Annotated in this window: 23 protein-coding genes; 11 read left to right on the top strand and 12 right to left on the bottom strand. The window is 69.4% G+C overall.

All coding sequences use genetic code 11. The annotated features are described in order from the left end of the window. Positions 1-36: 36 nt before the first annotated feature. The 3 genes from NL1_RS06810 to NL1_RS06800 all read left to right on the top strand — a co-directional run bounded on the left by NL1_RS06810 (position 37) and on the right by NL1_RS06800 (position 2,063). On the top strand, positions 37-297 hold the full coding sequence (locus tag NL1_RS06810) for a hypothetical protein (protein WP_067835502.1): 261 nt from the start codon (positions 37-39) through the stop codon (positions 295-297). Between the two features lie 136 nt (positions 298-433). Beyond that, a complete protein-coding gene (locus NL1_RS06805; protein WP_067835500.1) occupies positions 434-1,390 on the top strand; it encodes a DUF4190 domain-containing protein in 957 nt (318 codons plus the stop codon). Positions 1,391-1,418: 28 nt separating this feature from the next. After that, positions 1,419-2,063 carry a DUF2461 domain-containing protein gene (locus tag NL1_RS06800; RefSeq protein WP_067835498.1) on the top strand — a complete coding sequence of 215 codons (645 nt, stop codon included), beginning with the start codon at positions 1,419-1,421 and terminating at the stop codon, positions 2,061-2,063. 11 nt (positions 2,064-2,074) lie between these two features. On the opposite strand, the gene egtD is transcribed toward NL1_RS06800, so the two are convergent. The 4 genes from egtD to egtA form a co-directional block, all read right to left on the bottom strand. Continuing rightward, the gene (egtD, locus tag NL1_RS06795; protein WP_067835496.1) at positions 2,075-3,046 is read right to left on the bottom strand and encodes an L-histidine N(alpha)-methyltransferase; all 972 of its coding nucleotides are present in this window, start codon (positions 3,044-3,046) and stop codon (positions 2,075-2,077) included. A gap of 72 nt (positions 3,047-3,118) precedes the next feature. After that, a complete protein-coding gene (gene egtC, locus NL1_RS06790) occupies positions 3,119-3,946 on the bottom strand; it encodes an ergothioneine biosynthesis protein EgtC (protein ID WP_067835494.1) in 828 nt (275 codons plus the stop codon). Next, positions 3,946-5,283, bottom strand: coding sequence for an ergothioneine biosynthesis protein EgtB (gene egtB, locus NL1_RS06785; RefSeq protein ID WP_067835492.1), 1,338 nt, complete (start codon positions 5,281-5,283; stop codon positions 3,946-3,948). The genes egtC and egtB overlap by 1 nt, the downstream gene beginning before the upstream one ends. 100 nt (positions 5,284-5,383) lie before the next feature. Further along, positions 5,384-6,694, bottom strand: coding sequence for an ergothioneine biosynthesis glutamate--cysteine ligase EgtA (gene egtA, locus NL1_RS06780; RefSeq protein WP_067835490.1), 1,311 nt, complete (start codon positions 6,692-6,694; stop codon positions 5,384-5,386). A 252-nt stretch (positions 6,695-6,946) separates the two neighbouring features. Between egtA and NL1_RS06775 the strand changes: the two genes are divergently transcribed. Together NL1_RS06775 and NL1_RS06770 are read left to right on the top strand one after the other, a co-directional pair. Further along, positions 6,947-8,125: an aminotransferase class V-fold PLP-dependent enzyme gene (locus tag NL1_RS06775; RefSeq protein WP_067835488.1), complete on the top strand. Its 1,179-nt coding sequence runs from the start codon at positions 6,947-6,949 to the stop codon at positions 8,123-8,125. Beyond that, positions 8,125-9,042 (top strand): ribonuclease Z, encoded by a 918-nt coding sequence (locus tag NL1_RS06770; protein WP_067835486.1) that lies wholly within the window; start codon positions 8,125-8,127, stop codon positions 9,040-9,042. The genes NL1_RS06775 and NL1_RS06770 overlap by 1 nt, the downstream gene beginning before the upstream one ends. Positions 9,043-9,223: 181 nt before the next feature. On the opposite strand, the gene NL1_RS06765 is transcribed toward NL1_RS06770, so the two are convergent. Continuing rightward, positions 9,224-9,841 (bottom strand): TetR/AcrR family transcriptional regulator, encoded by a 618-nt coding sequence (locus NL1_RS06765; protein ID WP_084510355.1) that lies wholly within the window; start codon positions 9,839-9,841, stop codon positions 9,224-9,226. Between the two features lie 42 nt (positions 9,842-9,883). On the opposite strand from NL1_RS06765, the gene NL1_RS06760 reads away from it, so the two are divergent. From NL1_RS06760 to NL1_RS39885, 3 genes are all read left to right on the top strand, one after another. Further along, positions 9,884-10,588, top strand: a complete 705-nt coding sequence (locus tag NL1_RS06760) for a lysophospholipid acyltransferase family protein (protein WP_067835484.1) — start codon at positions 9,884-9,886, stop codon at positions 10,586-10,588. A gap of 113 nt (positions 10,589-10,701) precedes the next feature. After that, entirely contained in the window at positions 10,702-12,348 is a 1,647-nt protein-coding gene (locus NL1_RS06755; protein ID WP_067835482.1) for a fatty acyl-AMP ligase, read from the top strand. A gap of 95 nt (positions 12,349-12,443) precedes the next feature. Then, a complete protein-coding gene (locus NL1_RS39885; protein WP_281180785.1) occupies positions 12,444-12,566 on the top strand; it encodes a hypothetical protein in 123 nt (40 codons plus the stop codon). 54 nt (positions 12,567-12,620) lie between these two features. Here the strand turns inward: NL1_RS39885 and pth are convergent, their stop codons facing one another. Both pth and NL1_RS06745 read right to left on the bottom strand, forming a co-directional pair. Continuing rightward, entirely contained in the window at positions 12,621-13,202 is a 582-nt protein-coding gene (pth, locus tag NL1_RS06750) for an aminoacyl-tRNA hydrolase (protein ID WP_067835480.1), read from the bottom strand. Between the two features lie 24 nt (positions 13,203-13,226). Continuing rightward, positions 13,227-13,826: a 50S ribosomal protein L25/general stress protein Ctc gene (locus tag NL1_RS06745; RefSeq protein WP_067835478.1), complete on the bottom strand. Its 600-nt coding sequence runs from the start codon at positions 13,824-13,826 to the stop codon at positions 13,227-13,229. A 309-nt stretch (positions 13,827-14,135) separates the two neighbouring features. Between NL1_RS06745 and NL1_RS06740 the strand changes: the two genes are divergently transcribed. Further along, positions 14,136-15,779 carry a peptide chain release factor 3 gene (locus tag NL1_RS06740; protein ID WP_156094702.1) on the top strand — a complete coding sequence of 548 codons (1,644 nt, stop codon included), beginning with the start codon at positions 14,136-14,138 and terminating at the stop codon, positions 15,777-15,779. 154 nt (positions 15,780-15,933) lie between these two features. Here the strand turns inward: NL1_RS06740 and NL1_RS06735 are convergent, their stop codons facing one another. The 4 genes from NL1_RS06735 to NL1_RS39300 all read right to left on the bottom strand — a co-directional run bounded on the left by NL1_RS06735 (position 15,934) and on the right by NL1_RS39300 (position 19,175). Next, on the bottom strand, positions 15,934-16,368 hold the full coding sequence (locus tag NL1_RS06735; RefSeq protein ID WP_067835659.1) for a nuclear transport factor 2 family protein: 435 nt from the start codon (positions 16,366-16,368) through the stop codon (positions 15,934-15,936). Between the two features lie 150 nt (positions 16,369-16,518). Further along, a complete protein-coding gene (locus tag NL1_RS06730) occupies positions 16,519-17,475 on the bottom strand; it encodes a sigma-70 family RNA polymerase sigma factor (RefSeq protein WP_067835474.1) in 957 nt (318 codons plus the stop codon). Beyond that, positions 17,472-17,999 carry a nuclear transport factor 2 family protein gene (locus NL1_RS06725; protein ID WP_067835657.1) on the bottom strand — a complete coding sequence of 176 codons (528 nt, stop codon included), beginning with the start codon at positions 17,997-17,999 and terminating at the stop codon, positions 17,472-17,474. Before NL1_RS06725 ends, NL1_RS06730 begins: the two co-directional genes overlap by 4 nt. Positions 18,000-18,299: 300 nt before the next feature. Continuing rightward, complete coding sequence (locus tag NL1_RS39300; protein WP_084510354.1) at positions 18,300-19,175, bottom strand: Abi-alpha family protein; 876 nt, start codon at positions 19,173-19,175, stop codon at positions 18,300-18,302. 414 nt (positions 19,176-19,589) lie between these two features. On the opposite strand from NL1_RS39300, the gene NL1_RS06715 reads away from it, so the two are divergent. Both NL1_RS06715 and NL1_RS06710 read left to right on the top strand, forming a co-directional pair. Further along, complete coding sequence (locus NL1_RS06715) at positions 19,590-20,864, top strand: DUF445 domain-containing protein (protein ID WP_245673119.1); 1,275 nt, start codon at positions 19,590-19,592, stop codon at positions 20,862-20,864. Then, the gene (locus NL1_RS06710; RefSeq protein WP_067835472.1) at positions 20,855-21,772 is read left to right on the top strand and encodes an Abi-alpha family protein; all 918 of its coding nucleotides are present in this window, start codon (positions 20,855-20,857) and stop codon (positions 21,770-21,772) included. Before NL1_RS06715 ends, NL1_RS06710 begins: the two co-directional genes overlap by 10 nt. Before the next feature lie 94 nt (positions 21,773-21,866). Here the strand turns inward: NL1_RS06710 and NL1_RS06705 are convergent. Next, positions 21,867-22,751: ATP-binding cassette domain-containing protein (locus tag NL1_RS06705; RefSeq protein WP_156094701.1), on the bottom strand; the 885-nt coding region annotated here is incomplete at its 5' end.

Here is a 22,751-nt window from a genome sequence, read left to right as displayed (position 1 = left end):
TCCCGTCCCGGCAGCGGCGGGACGATACTGGGACCCATGAACCGTGACCCGTTGGACATGGACATGGGAGACGACAAACAGGAAGACGAGATCCGCGAGTACGCGCGCTACATCGAGAACCCGCCGGAGAACCTCACCATCCGCGATCGCGAGAGCGAGGACGACGGCAGGCTCGGCATCGGGGAGGACCTCGACCAGCGCTGGACCCGGCGCGGTCAGCGCGCCGCGGACGCGGCCGCATCCACCCTGCCCGCCGAAGAGGCGGCGATGGGGATCATCGACGATTCCGAACTGTAGGCGTACCCCCGGCTTCGATCCGGCCGTGCGCCGGACCGAAGAGGGACTTGCGCCCCAGGGGCTCATTTGGGAGATAGAGGCTCGAACCACGTGGTACCCGGGGGTTTGCGAGGCGAACACGACCAGGAGGCCGCTGATGACCACACCGAAGAATCCCGACGAGTCGTCCGAGACACCGCCGCCCGGCGGCGCACCGCAGTCGGGGCAGGAATCCGCGCCACCCCCACCGTCGAAGAAGGGGGAGGAACCCGAGCCGACGGGCACCGAATGGGCGACGCCCGCCTCGGGCCAGTCGTTCCCCGGCGAGACGACCCAACCGTCGAGGCGGCCCCCGGGCGGGGCCGAAGCGGCCAAGGGCGGCGGGGAGTTTCCCGGTGGCGCAGCGGAACCGCCGGTGACCGGCGCGGCGCCGCAGTCGACCGGACCCGCGGGCTGGACTCCGCCCGAGGCGGGTCAGCCTGAGTATCCGTCCGGCGGACTGCCCGGATACCCCACCGGCGATCAGCCCAGGTACCCCACGGGCGGACAACCGGGCTACCCCACCGGCGGACAGCCCGGCTACCCCTCGGGCGGCCAACCCGGATACCCCGCCGCAGGACAATCCGGCTCCGCCCCGGGCGAGCCCGGATACCCCACCGGCGATCAGCCCGGGTACCCCACGGGCGGCCAGCCGGGTTACCCCGGCGCAGGACAGCCCGGCTATCCCACCGGTGGTCAACCCGGCTACCCCGCGGGCGGGCAGCCCGGCGAGCCCTCCGCGTATCCCGGTGGCGGCCAGCCGTACCCCGGCGGCTACCAGCAGGGCGGCTACCCGTCCTATCCGCAGCAGGGCCAGCCCTACGACTACGGGCAGCAGCCGCAGAAGCGGGGCACCCAGACGATGTCGATCATCGGATTCGTGTGCGCGGCGCTCGCGCTGTTCCTGTGCCCGATCCTGTTCGGCCCGGCCGGAATCGTGTTCGGCATCCTCGGCCACACCAAGGGCGAGCCGCTGGGCCGGTGGGCCGCCATAGTCTCGGGTATCGCGCTGGTCCTCGGGCTCATCCTGAGCTTCGTGGTGTTGAACACCGATATGGTCCCCGACCAGAATTGAGTCGGTGTCTCGCCGTAAATTCTCGGCTATGAGTGGTTTCGGTGGGTTTCCGTTGGCCGGGCTGGATTTCTACGAGGACCTGGAGGCCGACAACTCCAAGACTTTCTGGAACGCGCACAAGGCCGTGTACGAGGAGTCGGTGCGTGCGCCGATGGTCGCGCTCACCGCGGAGCTGGAAGCCGACTTCGGACCCGCGAAGATCTTCCGCCCTTACCGCGACGTGCGCTTCGCCAAGGACAAGTCCCCGTACAAAACGGCGCAGGGCGCCGTGGTCGGCACCGCGCCCGGCGTCGGCTGGTACGTGCAGATCAGCGCCGCCGGGCTGTTCATCGGCGGCGGGTTCTACTCCGGGTCCCCCGCGCAGGTCGCACAACTGCGCGCCACGATCGATGACGACGTGCGCGGACCGGAGCTCGAGAAGATCCTCGCGAAGCTGACCAAGGCGGGGTTCACCATCGGCGGCGACAAGCTCAAGACCAAGCCCAAGGGCTACGAAGCGGATCACCCGCGCATCGATCTGCTGCGCCACAAGTCGCTGACCTGCAGTCGCCAGTTCGGCGCCCCCGCATGGCTGGAGACGCCGCGCACCGCAACGGAGGTCCGCAAGGCCTGGGAGGCGATGCGGCCGCTCATCGATCGGCTGACCGCGATCGTCGGCCCGGCGAACGCGTAGCGCAACCGGGTTCAGATCCGCGCGGCGAGAACCAACGCGAACCGATCATCCGGATCGGTCCACACCCGCTCGGTGCGGAAACCCGCGGCCGAGAGTTCGGCATCGAGGCCGTCGACCCGGAACTTCGCGGAGATTTCCGTGCGCATCTGCTCGCCGCGCGCGAAGTGGACCGTGAGGTCGAGGTCGGCGACGGTGACGGTCATGTCCTCGGTCGCCTCCAGCCGCATCTCGATCCACTCGCGCTCGGCGTCCCACAGCGCGACGTGCGCGAACTTCTCCGGCACGAAGTCCGCGCGCAGCCGCTGGTTGAGCACGTGCAGGACGTTCCGGTTGAACTCACCCGTGACCCCGGCGGCGTCGTCGTAGGCGGGTACGAGCACCTCGGGTTCGATGACCAGCCCGGCGCCGAGCAACAGCCGCTCGCCTGGCTCGAGCACCTCGTGGATGCCCGCGAGGAATTCGGCGCGCTCTTCGGGCACCAGATTGCCGATGGTGCCCCCGAGGAAGCCGATCATGCGGCGGCCGCCGCGCGGCAGGTTCTGCAGGGTGTCGGTGAAATCGCTGACCACGCCGTGTACGGCCAGCCCGGGGAACTCCTCGGCGACCTGTTCGGCCGCCGCCCGCAGCGCCGCCGACGAGACATCCTGCGGCACATAGGTCTTCAACGGGCCCTCGGTGGTCAACGCGGAGAGCAGCAGGCGGGTCTTGGCCGCCGAGCCCGCGCCCAGTTCGACCAGAACCTCGGCCTGCGCCGTGCGCGCGATGTCACCGACCACCCGTTCCAGCAGCGCGCGTTCGGTACGCGTCGGGTAGTACTCGGGCAGCTCGGTGATGCGTTCGAACAGTTCACTGCCGCGGGCGTCGTAGAACCATTTGGGCGGCAGCCACTTCGGGTCGGCGGTGAGTCCGCGCCTGGCGTCGGCGCGCAGTGCCGCGGTGAGATCGTCGTCGGAGAGGTGGATTTCCAGCGTCGGTGCGGTCATTGCGTAAGCCTTTCGGTATGGGGTCGGAGCGCGGGCCGGACCGGGTACGGGGCTCTCGCGCTTCTCCAGCGGTCAGGCGGAGTCGCCGGGCGGGGTCAGCTCTTCGATCGAGAGCATGCCGGGCCCGGCGACCACCAGTTTTCGGTCGGGGATCGGCTGCCAGCGTGGGTCGTCGTCGTACGGTTCGGAGGAGAGGATCGCCACGTCATCGGTGACCAGCGCGGACAGCGCGTGGTGCACCGTGGTCGCCCACACCTGTTGGCCGTCGCCGATCAGCAGGTTGAGCCGGGCCGTCGGCATGTGCCGCAGCACGGCGGTGACCAGCAGGCGCAGCGCGTCGGCCGGGGATGCCGCGTAGGCGCCGGATTCGCCGGAGCGCAACAGGTCTCGCAACAGCACCCACAGCGCCGCGGAATCGGTGGCCGCTTCGGCCTCGAGCAGCCGCGCGGTTTCGAACAGGCGGGTCGCGCCCACGCGAGTCGCGGCCACGTCCAGATCCGAAGTGACCGCGGTGAGCACCCGCCGCCATTGCGGCACCGCGCCGTTGTGGCTGAATGCCCAGCGCCCGTCGGTGAAGGGCGCGCACGCGGCCCGTTCGATGGGCATCCCCACGGTGGCCGACCTGATCGAGCCGAGCACCGCGCCCGACACCAATTGGGGCAGCACCTCTTCCACGGCCGGATCGGTCCAGATGGGGTCGGGGTTGCGGTAGCGGCTCGCCTCCGGAGCGCCTCCCGTGCCGTTGCGCCACCACGCGATGCCGAAGCCGTCGGCGTTGATGGTTCCGCCGCCGCGCATGTCCTTCGGCGCCCACGCCTGCGTGCGCAGGGAATGCGTACCGCGGGTGAGCAATTCACCTACCGAGGTCGGTGGGCCGACGTAGCCCAGGTGCCGACACATCAGATTTCGTCCCGGCCCAGGTCGCGGGCGAGCCGGAAGCCGGAGAAGATCTGGCGGCGAATCGGGTGATCCCAGTTGCGGAAGGTGCCGCGGCAGGCCACCGGGTCGGTGCCGAACGAGCCGCCGCGCAGCACGCGGTAGTCACCGCCGAAGAACACTTCGGAGTACTCCCGGTACGGGAACGCGCGGAAGCCGGGGTAGGGCTCGAAGCCGGAGGACGTCCACTCCCAGATGTCGCCGATCAGCTGGTGCACGCCCGCGGGCGAGGCGCCCGCCGGGTACGCGCCGACGTCGGCGGGTTCGAGATGACGCTGGCCGAGATTGGCTGTGGCGGTATCGGGTTCGGCGTCGCCCCAGGGAAACCGGCGCGTGGCGCCGGTGTCCGGGTCGTACCGCGCGGCCTTCTCCCACTCCGCCTCGGTGGGCAGTCGCTTGCCCGCCCAGTTGGCGTAGGCCTCGGCCTCGAACCAGCAGACGTGCAGCACCGGCTGGTGCGGCCGCAGCGGGGTCATCACGCCGAAGACCCGCCGCCACCAGTGCCCGGCCGGATCGCGGTCCCAGAACTGGGGCGCGACGAGACCGGCCTCGATGCGGTGCGCCCAGCCGCGCTCGGACCACAGTTCGGGGCGCTCGTAGCCGCCGTCCTCGAGGAAGGCCAGGTACTGCTCATTGGTGACCGGCGCGGCGTCGATCGCGAAGGCGGGCAGGCGCACTCGGTGCGCCGGGCGCTCGTTGTCCAGCGCCCACGGGTCGGTGGAGGTGCCCATGGTGAACTCGCCCGCCGGGATGATCACCTCGCCGGAGACCGGGACGGCCGCGGCGGGAGCGCTGGGCGCGGCGAGCACCGCGGCACCCGTGCGCAGCTGGTGGGTGGCCAGCATCGTCTCGTCGTGCTGCTGCTCGTGCTGGGCGATCATGCCGAACGCGAAACCGCCGTCGACCAAAGGGTTTCCGCGCAACGCGCTGCTGTCGAGCACGTCGAGCACCTTGTCACGGACGGTGCCGACGTAGCCGCGGGCCTCGGTCGGATTGAGCAGCGGGAGTCCGGGGCGATTGGCCCGCTTGTGTTTGAAGGCGTCGTAGAGCTGATCGATGTCGGCGCGGACGGGTTCGCGCCCGCCCACGTCGCGCACCAGCCACAGCTCTTCCTGGTTGCCGATGTGCGCGAGATCCCAGACCAGCGGGCTCATCAGCCGGGAGTGCTGGGCGACGAGCTCGGCCTCGTCGACGACGTCGGTCAGACCGAGGGTCCTGGTGCGGGCGGTGGTGAGTGCCTCGGCGATCCGGTCGCGGAGCCGCTCGGTGCCGGAATGGTCGGTGGGGGCAGAAGTGGTCACGGGAACGTTCTCCGGGCGATAGTGCGGCAGGACGGACCGGACACGCCGCGGCCTCGTCGAATGGTGCTGTGCGCGTGTCTGTTACGCGCTGCTACTGGGTTCACGAGGCGGCCTCCACCCGGATGTCGGTCGGAGTGCGGCCGCGACGACATCGATGCGAGGCGTCGTCGAGTTCGCGGGCCGCCGACGGGGTGGTGCCGTGCGCTGCGGCGAGGGCGAGCAGCTCGACGGCCGCCTTTCGGATCTCGGTGTCGGCCAAGCCGTAGCGTGCGGACTGCAGCCACCGTCCCGCGACGGGCGCGGCCAGCGCGGTCGCCTCGGCGACGACGGCGGGCGCGGACAACAGCGCATCGATCGCGTGGATCGGGACCGTCCAGGTGTCACCCGGCTGCGCGTCCAGATAGCGGACCTCCAGGTGCCCCGAGGCACGGACCGGCGGGAACAGCGTGGTCAGGTGGTAGTCGAGATCGGCGGTGTCGGGGCGACGGCCGACCTCGTCGTCCAGCGCGCCGGACAGCCAGTCGGCGAAGGTCGCGCCCGGCGGGGCCGTCCATTCGCGATCGTCGCAGTCCGCCGACGTGTCGAGCCTGCGCACGCACAGCAGCGGCACGTCCAGCGCCCAGCGGCCGTAGGCGGCCACCGGGTCGGACCACTCCTGCACCGGCGGCCGGGTCCTGGCGTTGTCGAGGCGTAGCCAGGCGCGCATCCGCTGGGAGGCCCATGTGCCGTCGGGTGCGCCGCGGAGTGCGGGGGAACAGGCGAAGGCGGCGACCAGGGCCGGGCCCATGGCATACAGCGCGGTCCACCTGGCGGTGACCTCGGCGCGGTCTAAGCCGGCATCGACGCTGACCTGGGCAGCCGCGGTATTGCACATCATCAGCTTGCCGAAGGGGCCGATGCCGCCGAAGGTCTGCTCCATGGCGCGATAGCGGGGTAGCGGCAACACCCGCTTCGGGCGGCGGTCCGCGTCGGCGGCGAGGGAAAGGATTCGGATGCACCGGGTTTCGAGCAGCTCGCGCAAGTAGCGGGCATCGCCGACAAGGCGCTCGCACAGTTCGGCGGCGGCGGCATACGGTGCGCTGGAGAGTTCGATCTGACCGCCGGGTTCGAGAGTGACCCGGCTGCCCCCCGGCAGCGGAAGCGCCGGAGAATCGGGGGCGATGGACCGCGGAGCGTACGGTCCGAGTGCGGCTGCGAAGGCAGACAGCTGCGGTCGGGGGCCCGCGGCGGGCCCGGACGCCGAACACTCACCCTGCACGGTGAGCCATTCGAGCTCGGCGCCGATCAGCGTCGGTGGTCCCAGCTTGAAGCAGACGCCGCCGATGTAGGCCTCGGCGGCCGCACGCGAGGACATATCGCCGGGCTCGATGGCTTGCCTGGCCGATTCGGGATGTTCGAGCGTGGCCGCCATACCAACCTCCACCTGAGTTCGTGCGCGAGATTCGTGCGCGGGCCGGACGTCCGTCCGAGCGCCATGATCGTGGTTCGTGTCGCTGTGGTCCGCGCTCGAACATTCATCCGAACGCGCTCTCATCGTGGTTCCGTTCCAACCAGGGTAGCCAGGGATACCGACAAAAATCCGTCCAGCAGCCGAACAGATGGTCCTACCTGGGCGCTCGCAGAGCGCCTGCACCGGGACTCCGGTACCGATAAGGTCGTCGGCATGCTGGACGAGACACGGGTACGCGAAGACACGCCGGGCTGCCGATCCGATTCCGGGTTGGTTTTCCTCGACAGTGCGGGCTCCTCGCTCCCGCCCCGGATCGTCCTGGACACCGTCGTCGACCACCTGCACCGGGAGGCCGAGATCGGCGGCTACCGCGCCGCCAACGAACGCCTCGACGACCTGGCCGCGGTGAAGACCGCGATCGGCGCGCTGATCAACGCCGATCCCGCCGCCATCGCCCTCAGCGACAGTGCGACCCGCTCCTGGGCCGATTTCTTCTACTCCGTCCCGCTCGGGCCCGGCGACCGCGTGCTCATCTCCGGCTCGGACTACGCCAGCAACGCCATCGCGGCCATTCAGCGGGCCCGCGCGGTCGGCGCGACCGTCGAGCAGATCCCCAACGACGGCAGCGGGCAGCTCGACCTGGACGCCATGGCCGAGCTGGTCGACGAGCGCGTCAAGCTGGTGTCGGTGCTGCACGCGCCGACCAACGGCGGACTGGTGAATCCGGCCGCCGAGGCGACCAGAATCGCGCACTCGGTGGGCGCGCTCGTGCTACTCGACGCCTGCCAGTCGGCGGGGCAGATCCCGATCGATGTGGCCGAGCTCGGCGTCGACGCGCTCTCGGTCACCGGACGCAAGTGGCTGCGCGGGCCGCGCGGCACCGGATTCCTCTATGTGCGACCGGAATTGGCCGCCTCGATGGAGCCGCAGCGGCTCGACCTGCACAGCGCGGAGTGGACGGGGCCCGACGAGTACCGGCTCGCACCGGACGCCAGCCGCTTCGAGTTCTGGGAATGCGACGTCGCCGCCAGGCTGGGGCTCGGCGCGGCCGTTCGATACCTGCTCGACCTCGGGCCGGAGGACGTCTACGCCGCGATCGGCGCGCGGGCCGAGTACCTGCGCAAGGCGTTGCCCGAGATCGACGGAGTCACCGTGCGCGACAACGGCGTTCGGCACAGCGGCATCGTCTCGTTCACGGTGGACGGGTATGCCCCCACCGAGGTGCGCGACCGGCTCGCCGCCCAGAACATCACGGTGACGGTCAGTTTCGCCAGTTCCACGCTGCTGGACATGACGGCGCGGGGGTTGGACTCGGTGGTCCGAGCGTCGCCCCACTGCTTCGTCTCCTTCGAGGAACTGGACCGCTTCGTGGCCGCCGTCGCCGCACTCTGATGTCGCAGCGCGAGCTCGTCGTCCTCGGCACCGCCAGCCAGGTGCCGACCAAGCAGCGCAACCACAATGGCTATCTGCTGCGCTGGGGCGGGGAGGGTGTGCTGTTCGATCCCGGCGAGGGCACCCAGCGCCAGATGGCCTTCGCCGGGCTGGCGGCGGGCGACATCACGCGGATCGCGATCACGCACTTCCACGGCGATCACTGCCTCGGGCTGCCCGGCATCGTGCAGCGGATCAACCTGGATCGGGTCGCGCACCCGGTGGACGTGTACTACCCCGCATCCGGCGAGGTGTACTTCGAGCGGTTGTGCCATGCCACGGCGTTCTACCGGACCGTCGAGCTGCGGGCGCGGCCGATCGCGGGGCCCGGTGCGTTGCCCGCGCCGGACGCGCCCTTCGGGATCGAGGCGGTGCCGTTGTCGCATCCGGTCGAGGCGTTCGGCTACCGGCTGACCGAGCCCGCCGGACACCGGATGCTGCCGGACCTGCTGCGCGCCCGCGGCGTGCACGGCCCCGACATCGGCCGCCTGCAACACGATGGCGTTCTCGAAATCGACGGCGGCACAGTCACTCTGGCCGAGGTCAGCGAGCCGAGACCGGGGCAGAGTTTCGCCTTCGTCATGGACACCCGGCTGTGCCAGGGCGTGTACGAATTGGCTTCCGGCGTAGACGTTCTGGTCATCGAGGCGACCTTCCTCGACGCCGACGCCCACCTCGCCGAGGAATACGGCCACCTCACCGCGGGCCAAGCGGCACGCGTCGCCACCGAGGCGGGCGCACACACCCTCGTCCTCACCCACTTCTCCCAGCGCTACCGCACCTTGGACGCCCACCGCGCCGAAGCGGAGAAGTACTTCACCGGCGACCTGGTCATAGCCGAAGACCTGGCCCGCATCCCGTTCCCGGCACGGCGCTGATCAACGAACAGGTCGTCGGCATTCTCGACCACCGCCGCTCGCGGTAGCCATAGGGACAACTGCTCGAAGATGAAGTCATCGTTGCCGCAATGGCATGCGCGGCACAGTACCGGCGTGCACCGACGGAACCGATCGCCGTCGGCGCTCCACGAGGCGACTCGCCGAGCATGGCGAAAATTGTTCAGCCGAGGTGCAATTCGAGGATTTCATCGACGAGTGTCGAGTCGTCGGTCGTGGGGGCGACGAGGCTCAAACTGCGGTTCGCGCGGAGGGTGGCCAGGCCGTGGAGGGCGGTCCAGAGGACGAGGGCGCGGTCGGGGGCCGTGGGGCAGGCCTGGCGAACGAGGGCGGCGAAGCGGTCGAAGAGTGGGAGGGTGGTGGCGCGCAGGTTCGCGCCGGAACCCTCGAGGAGGTCGTGCCGGAACATCAGGGTGAACATCTGCGGGCGGGTGGCCGCGAAGCCGACGTAGTCGACGGCCATGCGGCGCAACCGGTCTCGCGCCGGAGCGGACTCGTCGTCGGCGGCGGCGAAGCGCGCGGCGAGATCGGCGAAGCCCCTGGTCGCGATGGCCGCGAGCAGCGCCTTGTGGGTCGGGAAATGCCGTCGGGGCGCGCCGTGCGAGACGCCAGCGGCGCGGGTGATGGCGCGCAACCCGAGCCGGTCCGGGCCTTCCCGCTCCAGCAGTTCGACGCCGACCGCGATCAGTCGTTCGCTCAACGGTTCGTTTCCGGCCACCCGGACATTGTGCGCTCCGGCCGCGCCGCCCGCGCCTAGGGGGTAGACAATGTCTACGACCATCGAGTAGACATTGTCTACGCATTCGCCGATGGAGAGGTCGCCGTGTGGTACCACCTGTTCAAGCACGTCCTGCTCGGTCCGCTGCTGCGGATTCTGGGCCGACCGGAGGTGGTCGGCCTCGAGCACGTGCCGCGCAGTGGACCGGTGATCGTCGCCGCCAACCATCTGGCGGTGATCGACTCGCTGTACCTGGCGCTGGTGCTGCCCCGCCGAGTCACCTTCCTGGCCAAACAGGAGTACTTCACCGGCACCGGCTGGAAGGGCCGATGCACGCGCTGGTTCTGCACGGCCGCAGGCCAGGTGCCGGTCGATAGGACCGGTGGCGCCGCAGCGGCGGACGCGCTCGCGGCCGCCACTCGGATTCTGGAGACGGGCGGCGTCTGGGCCATCCACCCGGAGGGCACCCGTTCGCCGGACGGACGCGTCTACCGCGGCCGGACCGGGGCGCTGCGGGTGGCCATCGCGACCGGTGCGCCGGTGGTGCCCGTGGTGTTGTCCGGCACCGATCGAGTCAACCCCCGTGGCAGCCGCAGGTGGCGATGCGCCAAGGTGCGCATCCACTTCGGCGCGCCGCGCTACTACCCGCCCGCCGGGGCGCGCACGGATGCGCGGACCGAAACCGACGCGCTGATGCGCGAGCTGGCGCACCGATCCGGCCGGCCGTACGTGGACTCCTACGCCGCCACCTTCGCCGCACGCGGCGCGAGCGCACCGGGGCGCGGCCATCGCCCGCACGGGCGCGCGTGATCAGGGAAATCCGCACGAACCGCATCGCAGCAGGGGGTTAACGCGGCGGCATTCCCGCGGGATAGTGGGAAGAGGCCGGATGCTCGGTCGATCGTGTGACGAGGAGTCCGACAGTGAGCAGGTTCACCGACGAGATGTACGCGACGGCGCTGTCGTCCAGCCACGGGCTGGTGACCGGCGAACCCGACGCGCCGCTGCGGCAGCCCTGGCGTGAGATCCACCGGACGGCGCGCCGGATGGCCGGCGGACTCGCGGCAGCGGGCATCGGCCACGGCGACGCGGTCGGCGTGCTCGCGGGCATGCCGGTCGACATCGCGCCCGCCTGTCAGGCGATCTGGATGCGCGGCGCCTCCATCACGATGCTGCACCAGCCCACCCCGCGCACCGACCTGATGGTGTGGGCACGCGACACCGAGACGGTGCTCGGCATGATCGAGGCACGCGCGGTGGTCCTCGGCGCGCCGTTCGAGGCGGCCGAACCGCTGCTGCGTGAGCGGGGCATCACCGTCGTGCGGATCGACCAGTTGGCACAGGGCCCCGACACCGAGCCCGTGCCGACCACCGAATCCGATGTCGCCCTGCAGCAATTGACCTCCGGATCCACCGGATCGCCGAAGGCGGTGCAGATCACGCACGGCAACTTCTACGTCAACGCCTACGCGATGTTCGATCGGGTGAAATACCAGCTCGACACCGACGTGATGATCAGCTGGCTGCCGCTCTTCCACGACATGGGCATGGTCGGATTCCTCAGCGTCCCTATGCAATTCGGCGCCGAAGTGGTGTGCGTGACGCCACTGGACTTCTTGACGCGACCGCTGCTGTGGGCCGAGCTCATCAGCAAGTATCGCGGAACCGTCACGGCCGCACCGAATTTCGCATATTCCCTGCTGGCCCGCAGGCTGCGGCAGGCCGAAGACGGTTCGCTCGACCTGAGCAGCGTCCGCTATATGTGGAACGGCGCCGAACCGGTGGACCCCGACACCATGGACGCCTTGGCCGAGGCCGGAAAACGCTTCGGGCTCAACCCGATGGCGCTCACCCCGGTGTACGGCATGGCCGAGACGACGCTGGCCGTGTCCGTCCCCGACGCAGGGCACGGCCAAGTGCTCGACATCATCGACGCCGATCTGCTCGAGGCGCTGGGCAAGGCGGTGCCGGTGCCGGATCCGCACGGCAGCCATGCCAGCGTGCGCCGCTTGCCGACACTGGGCTACCTGGTCGACCAGCTGGAGGGCCGTGTCGTCGACGCCGAACGGCAACCGCTGCCGACCCGCTCGGTCGGCGTCATCGAATTGCGCGGGCCCGCAGTGACTTCCGGGTACGTGACGGTCGACGGTTTCCGCCCTGCCCAGGACGAGGACGGCTGGCTCGACACCGGCGACATCGGCTACTTCACCGACGAAGGCCTGGTGGTGGTCTGCGGCCGCATCAAGGACGTCATCATCATGGGCGGGCGCAACATCTTCCCGACCGACATCGAGCGGGCCGCCATGCGGGTGCCCGGCGTGCGGCCCGGCAACGCGGTCGCGGTCCGGCTGGACGCGGGACAGAAGCGCGAAAGCTTTGCCGTGGTGGTGGAATCGAACGATTATCAGGACCACGACGAGGTCAAGCGCATCGAGCGCGAAATCGTGCACGCGGTCTTCTCCGAGGTCGGCGTCCGCCCCCGCACGGTGGCCGTCCTCGGCCCCGGCGCGCTGCCGAAGACCTCGTCGGGCAAGCTGCGCCGCTCCGCCACCGCCGTCCACCTGCACTGACGGGCACCGATGAATCCCGCGGGGTCGCGTCGTCCTAACAGGTGAGCGTGCGGCGATCAGCCACGCCCGCGCACCGGACGACCCGAGGAGATATCGTGCCCGAGCCCACCGCCGAACTCGATCAGCGCTTCAGCAGCTTCGGAGTCGCCCCGGACAAGGTCCTGGCGTTCGGGAAGGGCGAGCCGTTCAGCCAGACCCGCTACCGATTCCCGGCCTGAGCTCCGATCTCCGCCCGCGCTCGGTGCACTCGATCGCTCGGATGCACCGATCGCTCAATGCAATTGGTTCTGCGCGGTTTCCAGACCGACGCGCAGCAGCAACTCCACCGCGTCGGCGGCCTGCTCGACGATCACCGGAACTTCCTTGCGCTCCGGCGTCGAGAACGGCTTGAGCACGAAATCGGCCGGATCCTGCCGGCCGGGCGGACGCCCGATGCCGATCCGGGTGCGCACGTAGTCCTTGGTGGTCAGGGCACTGGAGATGGAACGGAGCCCGTTGTGCCCGCCTTCCCCGCCGCCGCGCTTGAGCTTGACCGCGCCGAAGGGCAGGTCGAGTTCGTCGTGCACGACGATCACCTCGGTGAGCGGCACCGAGAAGAACCTGGCGAGCGCGGCCACCGGCCTGCCGGAGAGATTCATGTAGGACCGCGGCTTGGCGATCAGGACCTGGCGCCCGTCGAGGCGGGCTTGCAGCAGGTCGGCGCCGGACTTCTTGTGCACGGCGAAACGGCCGCCGACGCGCTCGGCGAGCACGTCGGCGACCAGGAAACCGACATTGTGCCGGGTGCGCTCGTATTCCGGACCTGGGTTGCCAAGTCCGACGACGAGCGCGGGCCCGGTCGAGGATTCGGTCATCGACGAACCGGTTCCGGAGCGTCCTTACTCGGCGCTCTCGGCCTCGGCCTCGGCGGCCTCGGCGGCCGTCGGCTCGGCGGCGGGCGCGGCGATGACGTTGACGACCAGGGTCTCGGCGTCGGCGGCCAGGGTGACGCCGGACGGCAGCTGCAGCTCGCCCGCGGTGATCTGGGTGCCCGCCTCGACGCCCTCGACGGAGACCTCGATGGTCTCGGGGAGGTTCAGCGCCTCGGCCTCGATGGAGATGGTGGTGGCTTCCTGGGTGACCAGGGTGCTCGAGGCGGCGTCACCGGTGATGGTGATGGTGACATCGGCGGTGACCTTCTCGCCACGCTTCACGATGAGCAGGTCGGCGTGCTCGATATAGCGGCGAATCGGGTGCACCACAACGGATTTGGTCAGCGCCAGCTGCTGCTTGCCGTCGATGACGAGGTTCAGCACCGCGTTGGTGCCGTGCTCGCGCAGGATGGCGGCGAAGGCCTGGGCGTTGAGGGCGAGGTGCTGCGGGTCGGCCGAGTGGCCGTACAGCACGGCGGGAACATTGCCCGCGCGACGGGTGCGACGCGCGGCTCCCTTGCCGAACTCGGTGCGTACGGCGGCTTCGAGAAGGTTGACGTCGGACATGACTGGATCTACTCCTACGGCTCTTCCGGGCTGTCAAAGGTGCCCGCCAGGGAGGGTGGCGCCCTGGACTGGGGTTCTGGTCTACTCGTCGGGGCGAAGACCGAACGAGGACGGCCGGAAGCCGCGCCGCGTCGATCACGGTGTCGCAAAAACGTCTGCGGACACCCTCGCCGAGACAACCCGAACACCATACCCCAGCCCACACGCGGCTTATGAATCGGGTGGTCAGACGCGGTTCGGCGGCGCGCAACCTCGGTCGCGTAATCTGGACCGGTTGTTCGTTCGCCCGCCTGTGAAAGGTTGCTCACGTTGACCGCCCCTGAGGACGTCGTCGCGCCCACCCCGCGCGGACTGCCCGCCGAGGTCGCCCGGCGCCGCACCTTCGCAGTGATCTCCCATCCGGACGCGGGCAAGTCGACGCTCACCGAGGCGCTGGCGCTGCACGCCAGGATGATCTCCGAGGCGGGCGCGATCCACGGCAAGGCGGGCCGCAAGTCGACGGTCTCCGACTGGATGGAGATGGAGAAGGCCCGCGGCATCTCGGTCAGCTCCACCGCGCTGCAGTTCAACTACCGCGCCGAGGGCTCCGAGGTCGACAACGTCATCAACCTGGTCGACACGCCGGGCCACTCCGATTTCTCCGAGGACACCTATCGGGTGCTCACCGCGGTGGACGCGGCCGTGATGCTCATCGACGCCGCCAAGGGTCTGGAGCCGCAGACGCTGAAGTTGTTCCAGGTCTGCCGACACCGCGGCATCCCCGTGATCACCGTGATCAACAAGTGGGACCGGCCCGGCCGCGCGCCGCTGGAGCTGCTCGACGAGATCGAGGAGCGGATCGGCCTCACCCCGACGCCGCTGTTCCTTCCGGTCGGCATCGCGGGCGATTTCCGCGGCCTGCTCCGCCGCGGCGCGGACGGCGCCGCGGTCGAGTACATCCACTTCACCCGCACCGCGGGCGGCGCGACGATCGCGCCGGAGGAATCGGTCACCCCCGAGTCCGCCGAAGTGCGCGAGGGCGAGGTGTGGACCACCGCCGCCGAGGAGAGCGAACTGCTCTCGGCCACCGGGCAGGACCACGACCAGGAACTTTTCCTCGCCGGGCAGACCTCTCCGGTCATCTACGCCTCCGCGATGCTGAACTTCGGCGTGCGCCAGCTGCTGGAGACGCTGGTGGCGCTGGCCCCCGCGCCCGGCTCGCGCAAGGCCGTCGACGGCACGCCGCGCAACACCACCGATCCGTTCAGCGCGGTGGTGTTCAAGGTGCAGGCCGGTATGGACACCGCGCACCGGGACCGGCTGGCCTTCATGCGGATCGTGTCCGGTGAGTTCGAGCGCGGCATGGTGGTGACGCACGCGCAGACCGGACGGCCGTTCGCCACCAAGTACGCGCTGACCGTGTTCGGCCGCGAGCGCGCCACCGTCGACACCGCCTACCCGGGTGACGTGGTCGGCCTGGTGAACGCGACCGCGCTGGCGCCGGGCCACACGCTGTTCGTGGACAAGAAGGTGGAGTTCCCGCCGATCCCGTCCTTCGCGCCGGAGCACTTCGCGCTGCTGCGCGCACGGACCGCCGGCAAGTACAAGCAGTTCCGCAAGGCCATCGACCAGCTCGATTCCGAGGGCGTGGTGCAGGTGCTGCGCAACGACGTCCGTGGCGACGCCGCCCCCGTGCTCGCCGCGGTCGGCCCGATGCAGTTCGAAGTGGTCACCGCGCGCATGCTGGCGGAGTTCAACGTCGAGACCACCATGGAGCATCTCGGTTACTCGCTGGCCAGGCGCACCGACGCCGCCTCGGCGGAGGAACTCGGCCGCCAGCGCGGCGTCGAGGTGTTCACCCGCAGCGATGGCGCGCTGCTCGCACTGTTCAGCGACAAGTGGCGGTTGCAGTACATCGAGAAGGAACACCCGAAGCTGACGCTCGACCCGCTGGTCGCCGCCGCCGACAACTGACGGCGACGACCGGCGGCGTCACGGCCGCAGATCGAACCGCCCGGCCCCGGTTTCCGCGCCCACCGGCGCGGAGAAGTGGTCGTGGATCGTCGGTCAGGTGTTTGCCGCGCTGCGTTGGACGATCCGCGTGCCCACCGTGGCCGTCGCACCAATCCTATTGCAGCGCAGATAGTTTCGTCTCTGCGGCGGGATCGGCGATCGGCAGCGGGAACGAGTGGTGTTCGTGAACGACCGCCCAGCGGCCGTCGATCTTCCGTAGCCCTATGGTCAGCCGCAATCGGTTGTCCGGGTCGGCCCGGAATTCCTCGGGCTTCCCGCAGCGCAGCAGCGCGAGCGCGAACGCCACGTCCTCGCCCGCGGTGACATCGAGCGAAACGATCTCGAACACCGCGCCCTCGGCCAGCCAGGCGAAGAACGGCGGCCAGGTCTCCCGGTAGGCGTCGATGCCGCGGACGCCCTCGTTGGGTGGCGGCACGTCGTACATCACGATGTCGTCGGCGTGGTCGGCGAGTACCGCGTCGAGATCGCCTGCGCGCACGGCGGCGGCCCATCGTTCGATCAGCTCGCGGATCTGCGCTTCGTCGCTCATGGTGGCATTCCCTTCGGTGCGGCCGCCGGGTCCGGCGGCGTGCGGGTCCGTCCCGTCGGCCGTATAACCCGCGCCGCACGCCGAACTCATCGGTGCGGCGGATCTTTTCGTCGGCACCTTTCAGCCGGGCGTCTTTCAGGCAGGCGTCTTTCAGGAGGACAGCTCGGTGGGCAGACCGAAGGCCGGGAACAGCCCGGGATCCAGGAAAGAGACGACCTCCGCAATGCGCCCATCGCGCACCTCGATCACGTCCAGCGCCATCGCCGCGAAGACTTCGCGCTCCTCCTCCCAGAGGTAGGTGCCGAAGGCGGGCCTGCCGTTGGCCGAGCTGAGCAGGAAGCGCCACCGATAGCGCAGCGGACCGCCGAGCAGGAACTCGCGGATGGCGGGTAGCCCTTCGTACCACTCGGGCAGCGGCGGCATCGAGTATTTCGCGTCCGCGCTGAGCAGTGCGACGATCGCCGAGACATCGCCCGCCTCCCACGCGTCCGCGTACTGCCGCGCCAGCTCGCGGATCTCGTCGTCGTCCGCGGGCGCGCGCCGCTGGGATCGGCCGGGCAGCCGCGCCTCGACCCCGGCCCGCCCGCGCTGCAACGCGCTGTTGGCCGCGGCCACGCTGATCTCCAGCAGTTCGGCGGTCTCGCGGGCGGAGAAACCGAGGACGTCGCGCAGTACCAGCGCGGCGCGCTGCAAGCCGGGCAGGTATTGCAGCGCGGCGACGAACGCCAGCTCCACCGCCTCGCGCGCCTCGTACCTGGCGTCCGGCGCCCTGCCCCGCACGTCGGCGTCGGGATAGGGCTCCAGCCAGGCGATATCGGTCAGCGGCGCGCCGGGACTCAGGTCCACCGGCAGCTCGCGGCGGCGGCGGGTCTCGAGCAGGGTCAGGCAGCGATTGGTCGCGATCCGGTAGAGCCAGGGCCGCAGTCCGGCGCGATCGGTCAGCTTGTCGAAGTTGCGCCAGGCTCGCACCAGCGATTCCTGCACCGCGTCGTCGGCATCGTGCACCGACCCGAGCATCCGATAGCAGTGCACGTGCAGTTCCGCGCGCAGCGGGGCGACCATGCGTTCGAACTCCGGTTCGCTCGTCCGCACGGACTCCGCCGTCATTCGGCCTCGGGCTCCTCGCGCATCGGCGCGGCGCCTGGCTCCCGCTCCACCGGCGCGATGCCGTCCTCCCTGGCGATCAGCCCCCAGCGGCTGGAGGTCAAGCGCAGGCTCGGCAGGTCGCTGAGTGAGAGCACCACCTCGTAGGTACGCTCGTATCCGGTGTGCGCGATCCGCCACTGGCCGTCCTCGCAGCGCGCGTAGCGGTCGGTGTAGAAGGCCGCGCCGCGCAGCAGCATATTGTGCGCGGGGATGAGCACGGTATCGGCAAGATACCAAGTCCCCGTTGCCGTATCGCCTTGCACGTCGATCTCGGGATGATCGCAGCGATGCTCGGTGATGACGTGCGGACCGAGCGTGTTGCGCATGAAGGCGAGGAAGGCGTCGCGCGATTCGAACTGCAGGTATTCGCTGTAGGTCGCGGTGGCCTCGGGAATCATGGTGTCGGCGAATTCTTCCCAGGACTTGGTGTCCAGCGTGCGCAGGTACCGGAATTTCAGGCGGCTGATGGCCGTGACGTCGTCCAAGCCGCGCTGGTCGGCGGGCGGCTGGACGACCCGCCGGGGATCCCGGAGGTCGGCGTCCTCCGGTCGGGCTCCGTTGCGCGTATCGGAGCCCGCGCGTTCGGCGGTTTCCTCCGCCTGCTCGGCGGTGTCCTCCGCGCGCTCGGCGGTTTCCTCGGCCGCGTCAACGGTCGAGTCGCCGCGCCCCTGCTCGCCGCTTCCCTGATCCATACCTCAACAATCCCATCCGAAGCCGCCGAGCTTCACGGTTTGGGAGATCTGTATCAGATTGCTATCAACGCACGGGCCTGCCGCCCGGAAAGATCAATTACCGATGGTAAAGCAGGTGCGGCAGAAATCCTCGCCGAATTCGGTCAGCCGCAGACTCTTGCGCACGATCTTCGGCGCGCGACCCGCCTTCTTCAGCGCGGCCTCCACCACCGGCTGCACCTCGAGCACCATGTAGCGGCTGAGCACCACCGGATCGTCGGAGGTCAGCGTGAGGCCGAGCCGGTTGAGGTTGATCAGGTACGACCTTGCCCGGTCCGGGTAGCGCACACCCGCCTGCTCCGGCACCGAGGTCAGATCGCCCTGAACGAGCTCGGACCCGATGCCGAGCGGACGGTTGGTTCGCACGTCGACCGCGGGCTGCGGCCCGTTCAGCGCCATGAAGCGCAGCATGCGGGCCTCGTCGGGAGCCAGCTCGTCGAGGATCCGGTCGTAGGCCGGGTGCACGTCCTCGGTGAAGTAGACGTCGGCCGAACGCGCAAGCAGCGCGTCACCACGGCGCCGCAACTCCTCGGTGGTGGCCGAGCGCAGGTACGAGCCCATCGCGACGGCCTGCTGCGTCGCACCGGTGGGAGTTGGTACGTAGCTGACGATTTCGCGCACCGAACCCTCGGTCACGCCCAGCGCGCTGCGCGCGATCGAGCGCAGCGCATTGCCGGTCCGTTCGGCGATCTCCGCCGAGGACTCGCCGTCCAGCGCGGCTTGGGCGATCTCCTTGGTCACCTCGTACGAGGTGTTCACCGCCCACTGCCCGCCGCGCACGGCCGAACCCGCGGCCAGCCCGGCGGCGCGGAACACCCCGCGGATCAGCCTCGCCTCGTTGCTGATCTGCCGCTGTTCGACATCCGAGCTGCGCTCTACCGAACGGGAACCGGCCCGGGCTACGTCCTGTCCGGTCCTGTCGTCTGCCACGTGTACTCCGAAGTGTCGCCAAGTGAACGAATCCGCCCACAGATTATTGCCCGACCGTCTTCCAGGCGTAGCGAACCCCGATTGTTCGCGCGTCCCGGCCGACCGCACCCGTCGAACCCGATCGCCAGCACCCCAGCATGTTTCATTCCCGAAACGGATGTGGCGGACGCCATTCTCTCGCCCCGACCGAGACAATGCCGCATTCGAGGCCGCTACTGTGACTGATGTCTCAGACACTACCGTGTCGTTCAGCCCTCGAGCGGTGGACGCAGCGCCGCAACTCGCAATAAGGTCCAGCTGCCGACGGGGTGCTACTTTGAGTGCCGGTGAGGCGGCGATCACCGGTTTTTCGGCAGGAGGGTGTCGTTGTTAGAGAGTGTTTTCGGAGTTCACCCCACGATCCTCCTCGAGCTTGTGACCATCCCGCTTTTCACAGGAGTGATCGGCTACATCACCAACTGGACCGGCGTGCTCATGCTGTTCCAGCCCATCGCCTTTCACGGCGTCCGGGTGCCCGGCCTGCGGGCGCTCTATCCTTTCCTGCCCAAGCGAATCCAAGTTCTGCCGCTGCTGAGTTATGACGGCCGAATGGGCTGGCAGGGCATCGTGCCTTCGCGCGCCGACAAAATGGCCAGCATCGCCGTCGACAAAGGGCTCGCCAAACTCGGTAGCGTCTCGGACTTCTACCGCGAGCTGGAACCCGACAAACTCGCCGAGCATCTGGCCAGCATCGCCGACGCGCAGATCACCGATATCGTCGAGGAGATCCTGCGCCGCGAGCATCCGCAGCTCTGGTACAACCTTCCCAGTCAGGTGCGCGAGATGGTGCACGCGCGGGTGCGCCAGCAGCTGCCCGAGATCCTGCGCGAGCTGACCGAGGAACTCGGCGCCAACATCGATCAGCTGATCGACGTCAAGCAGATGGTGATCCGCTACTTCCAGGCACGGCCGCAGCTGCTCAACACGCTGTTCCAGGTGCTCGGCGCCAAAGAGCTGCGGTTCATGCAGAACTTCGGTTTCTACTTCGGCGCGCCGATGGGTGCGCTGCTCGTGCTCATCCTGCACGTCACCGGCTGGTCGACGTGGGTGGTGCTGCCGATCGGCGGTGTGATCATCGGGTGGGTGGTCAACTGGATCGGCATCAACATGATCTTCGCCCCGGCCTACCCCAAGTGGTGGTGCCCGTGGCGGCAGGGCCTGCTGATCAAGCGGCAGTCCGAGATCACCGACGGCTACGCCGAATTGGTGTCGAGCCAGGTGATGACGGTCGCCAATATCGGCGACGAACTGCTCAACGGTCCGCGCTCGGATCGCACCATGCAGATGCTGGAGGACACCCTGCGCCCGGCCGCCGACCGAGCGCTCGGCCCGGCGCGGCCCGCGGTGAAATTCATGCTCGGCAGCCGCGAATACGACTCGCTGCAGGCGACGCTGACCACCGAGGCGATGTCCATCGCGCCGATCGCCTTCGCCGACCCGGACTTCAACCTCCAGCAGGGCAAGCAGATCAACGATTACATCGCCAAACAGATGTCGGCTCTGCGGCCTCCCGACTTCGTGGAAATGCTGCGTTCGGCCATCAAACAGGATGAATGGTTGCTTTTCGTCCATGGCGGCGCGCTGGGCCTCTTGGCCGGATACGCTCATATTCTGATCTTCGGAACGGGAGTGGCGACGACATGGGTATGACGGGCTCGGGCGGGAACAACGCGGGATCGGACGCCGACGCGGTCGGCGACGATATCCAGGCCGCCGAGCATTCCGAGTCCGTCGCGCCGTCGACGGAACTCGCCCGGTGGCCGCTGTCGGATATCGAACCCGCGGCACCGCCCGCCAAACGGCGCGTGCCGACCCCGCGCCAGACCATGCGCGCCGCGGGCGGGGTGGCCAAGGTCGCCTTCACGGCCGCCTCCGAGGTCACCGCCTGGACCGTGGATACCGCGCTCGGCGTCACCGGGACCGTGGTGAAGGGCAGCATCGCGGGCGTGCCGCCGCGTGAGGTGCTCGCCGAGGCCGAAGCCGAGGTCCGCGACGCACTGCGCCGGGCGCTCGGTCTGCCCGCCGCGACACCCGAACGCACCGACCCGGCGGTGCCGACCCTGCGCGAGCAGGGCGCCGCACTGCTGCGCCTCTCGGCGAGCACACACGCCGAGACGTCCGAGATTCACCCGGCCTTCGCCGGAATGCTCGCGGAGCTGACACCCGACGAGGCGCGCATCCTGCGCTTCCTGCACGTGGACGGCCCGCAGCCCTCGATCGACATCCGCGTCGGACGGCCGCGGGCGCTCGGCGCCGAGCGCTACCTGTCCGGGCTCACGCTGATCGGCGAACAGGCCGGGCTGCGCTTCCCGAACCGTGTCCCCCAGTACCTCACCAACCTCCGCAGGCTCGGGCTGATCGAGTTCGCCAAGGAACCGGTCGACAACCCGAACCGCTACCAGCTGCTGGAGGCGCAGTCTCCGGTGCGAGAGTTGTTGAAGCGCTCCGGATTCGGCACCAAGGTGCACTACCGCAGCATCGTGCTCACCACGTTCGGCGCCGACTTCGTCCAAACCTGCCTCCCGGTGGTCACCGAAGGCCGCGCCGAGTCCAGCTAGCGGTTGGCTGCCACACACCTCGCACGCACTTCACACAGGCGTGGCTTGTGTGAAGCGTGCGGACGGTGTGTGGGACCGCGTCGATGGGGTGGGGTCAGACGCCTTCGGCGAGTTCGAGCCAGCGTTCCTCGGCGGTTTCCTTTTCGGCGAGGACCTGTTTGAGTTCGGCGCCGAGGGTGACGAGCTTGTCCGGTTCGGTCACCGCGTCGGCGAGGGCGGTGTGCAGGCGCTCCTCGCGTTCGGTGAGCTTGTCGATGGCGCGTTCCAAGCGGGTGAGTTCCTTGCGGGCCGCCCGGTAGGCCGCGGAATCGGTGGCCGCCGCGGCGGGCTTGTCCGCAGTCGCGCGAGCGGGCGCAGGGGCGCTCAGTGCGGCCCGCTTCTTCAGGTACTCCTCGATGCCACCGGGCAGGTTGGTGAGTTTCCCGTCGCCGAACAGCGCCCAGGTGGAGTCGCAGATGCGCTCGATCAGGTAGCGGTCGTGGCTGATGACCACCAGGGTGCCCGCCCAGTTGTCGAGCAGATCCTCCAGCTGCTGCAGGGTGTCGATGTCCAGGTCGTTGGTCGGCTCGTCGAGCAGCAACACGTTGGGCTCGGCCATCAGGATGCGGGTGAGCTGCAGCCTGCGCCGCTCGCCGCCGGAGAGATCGCCGACCGGCGTGCGCTGGCGGGCCGGGGTGAAACCGAGCCGCTCGGCCAGCTGACCGGCCGAGATCTCCTTGTCGCCCAGCATGATTCGCTGCGCGACCTGCTGCACCGCTTCGAGCACGCGCAGATCGGTCGGCAGATCGTCGAGTTCCTGCCGCAGCCAGCCGATCTGCACCGTCTGGCCCTGGATGCGCTTGCCCGCGGCGGGCGCGACGTCACCGGCCAGCGCGCGCAGCAGGGTGGTCTTGCCCGAGCCGTTGACGCCGACCAGGCCGACCCGCTCCCCCGGCGCGAGCCGCCAGGTCAGGTCGCGCACGAGCTCGCGGCCGTCCGG

Source organism: Nocardia lijiangensis NBRC 108240, assembly GCF_001613045.1.
Classification (GTDB): domain Bacteria; phylum Actinomycetota; class Actinomycetes; order Mycobacteriales; family Mycobacteriaceae; genus Nocardia; species Nocardia lijiangensis.
The sequence above is the reverse complement of the archived record's forward strand: the minus strand, read 5'-3'. Positions and strand labels throughout refer to the sequence as shown.

What these genes read in the sequence shown, in the direction of transcription:
- NL1_RS06810 (WP_067835502.1), top strand. Translation starts at nt 37, where the DNA reads ATGAACCGTGACCCGTTGGACATGGACATGGGAGACGACAAACAGGAA.
- NL1_RS06805 (WP_067835500.1), top strand. Translation starts at nt 434, where the DNA reads ATGACCACACCGAAGAATCCCGACGAGTCGTCCGAGACACCGCCGCCC.
- NL1_RS06800 (WP_067835498.1), top strand. Translation starts at nt 1,419, where the DNA reads ATGAGTGGTTTCGGTGGGTTTCCGTTGGCCGGGCTGGATTTCTACGAG.
- egtD (WP_067835496.1), bottom strand. Translation starts at nt 3,046, where the DNA reads ATGACCGCACCGACGCTGGAAATCCACCTCTCCGACGACGATCTCACC.
- egtC (WP_067835494.1), bottom strand. Translation starts at nt 3,946, where the DNA reads ATGTGTCGGCACCTGGGCTACGTCGGCCCACCGACCTCGGTAGGTGAA.
- egtA (WP_067835490.1), bottom strand. Translation starts at nt 6,694, where the DNA reads ATGGCGGCCACGCTCGAACATCCCGAATCGGCCAGGCAAGCCATCGAG.
- NL1_RS06775 (WP_067835488.1), top strand. Translation starts at nt 6,947, where the DNA reads ATGCTGGACGAGACACGGGTACGCGAAGACACGCCGGGCTGCCGATCC.
- NL1_RS06770 (WP_067835486.1), top strand. Translation starts at nt 8,125, where the DNA reads ATGTCGCAGCGCGAGCTCGTCGTCCTCGGCACCGCCAGCCAGGTGCCG.
- NL1_RS06765 (WP_084510355.1), bottom strand. Translation starts at nt 9,841, where the DNA reads ATGGTCGTAGACATTGTCTACCCCCTAGGCGCGGGCGGCGCGGCCGGA.
- pth (WP_067835480.1), bottom strand. Translation starts at nt 13,202, where the DNA reads ATGACCGAATCCTCGACCGGGCCCGCGCTCGTCGTCGGACTTGGCAAC.
- NL1_RS06745 (WP_067835478.1), bottom strand. Translation starts at nt 13,826, where the DNA reads ATGTCCGACGTCAACCTTCTCGAAGCCGCCGTACGCACCGAGTTCGGC.
- NL1_RS06735 (WP_067835659.1), bottom strand. Translation starts at nt 16,368, where the DNA reads ATGAGCGACGAAGCGCAGATCCGCGAGCTGATCGAACGATGGGCCGCC.
- NL1_RS06730 (WP_067835474.1), bottom strand. Translation starts at nt 17,475, where the DNA reads ATGACGGCGGAGTCCGTGCGGACGAGCGAACCGGAGTTCGAACGCATG.
- NL1_RS06710 (WP_067835472.1), top strand. Translation starts at nt 20,855, where the DNA reads ATGGGTATGACGGGCTCGGGCGGGAACAACGCGGGATCGGACGCCGAC.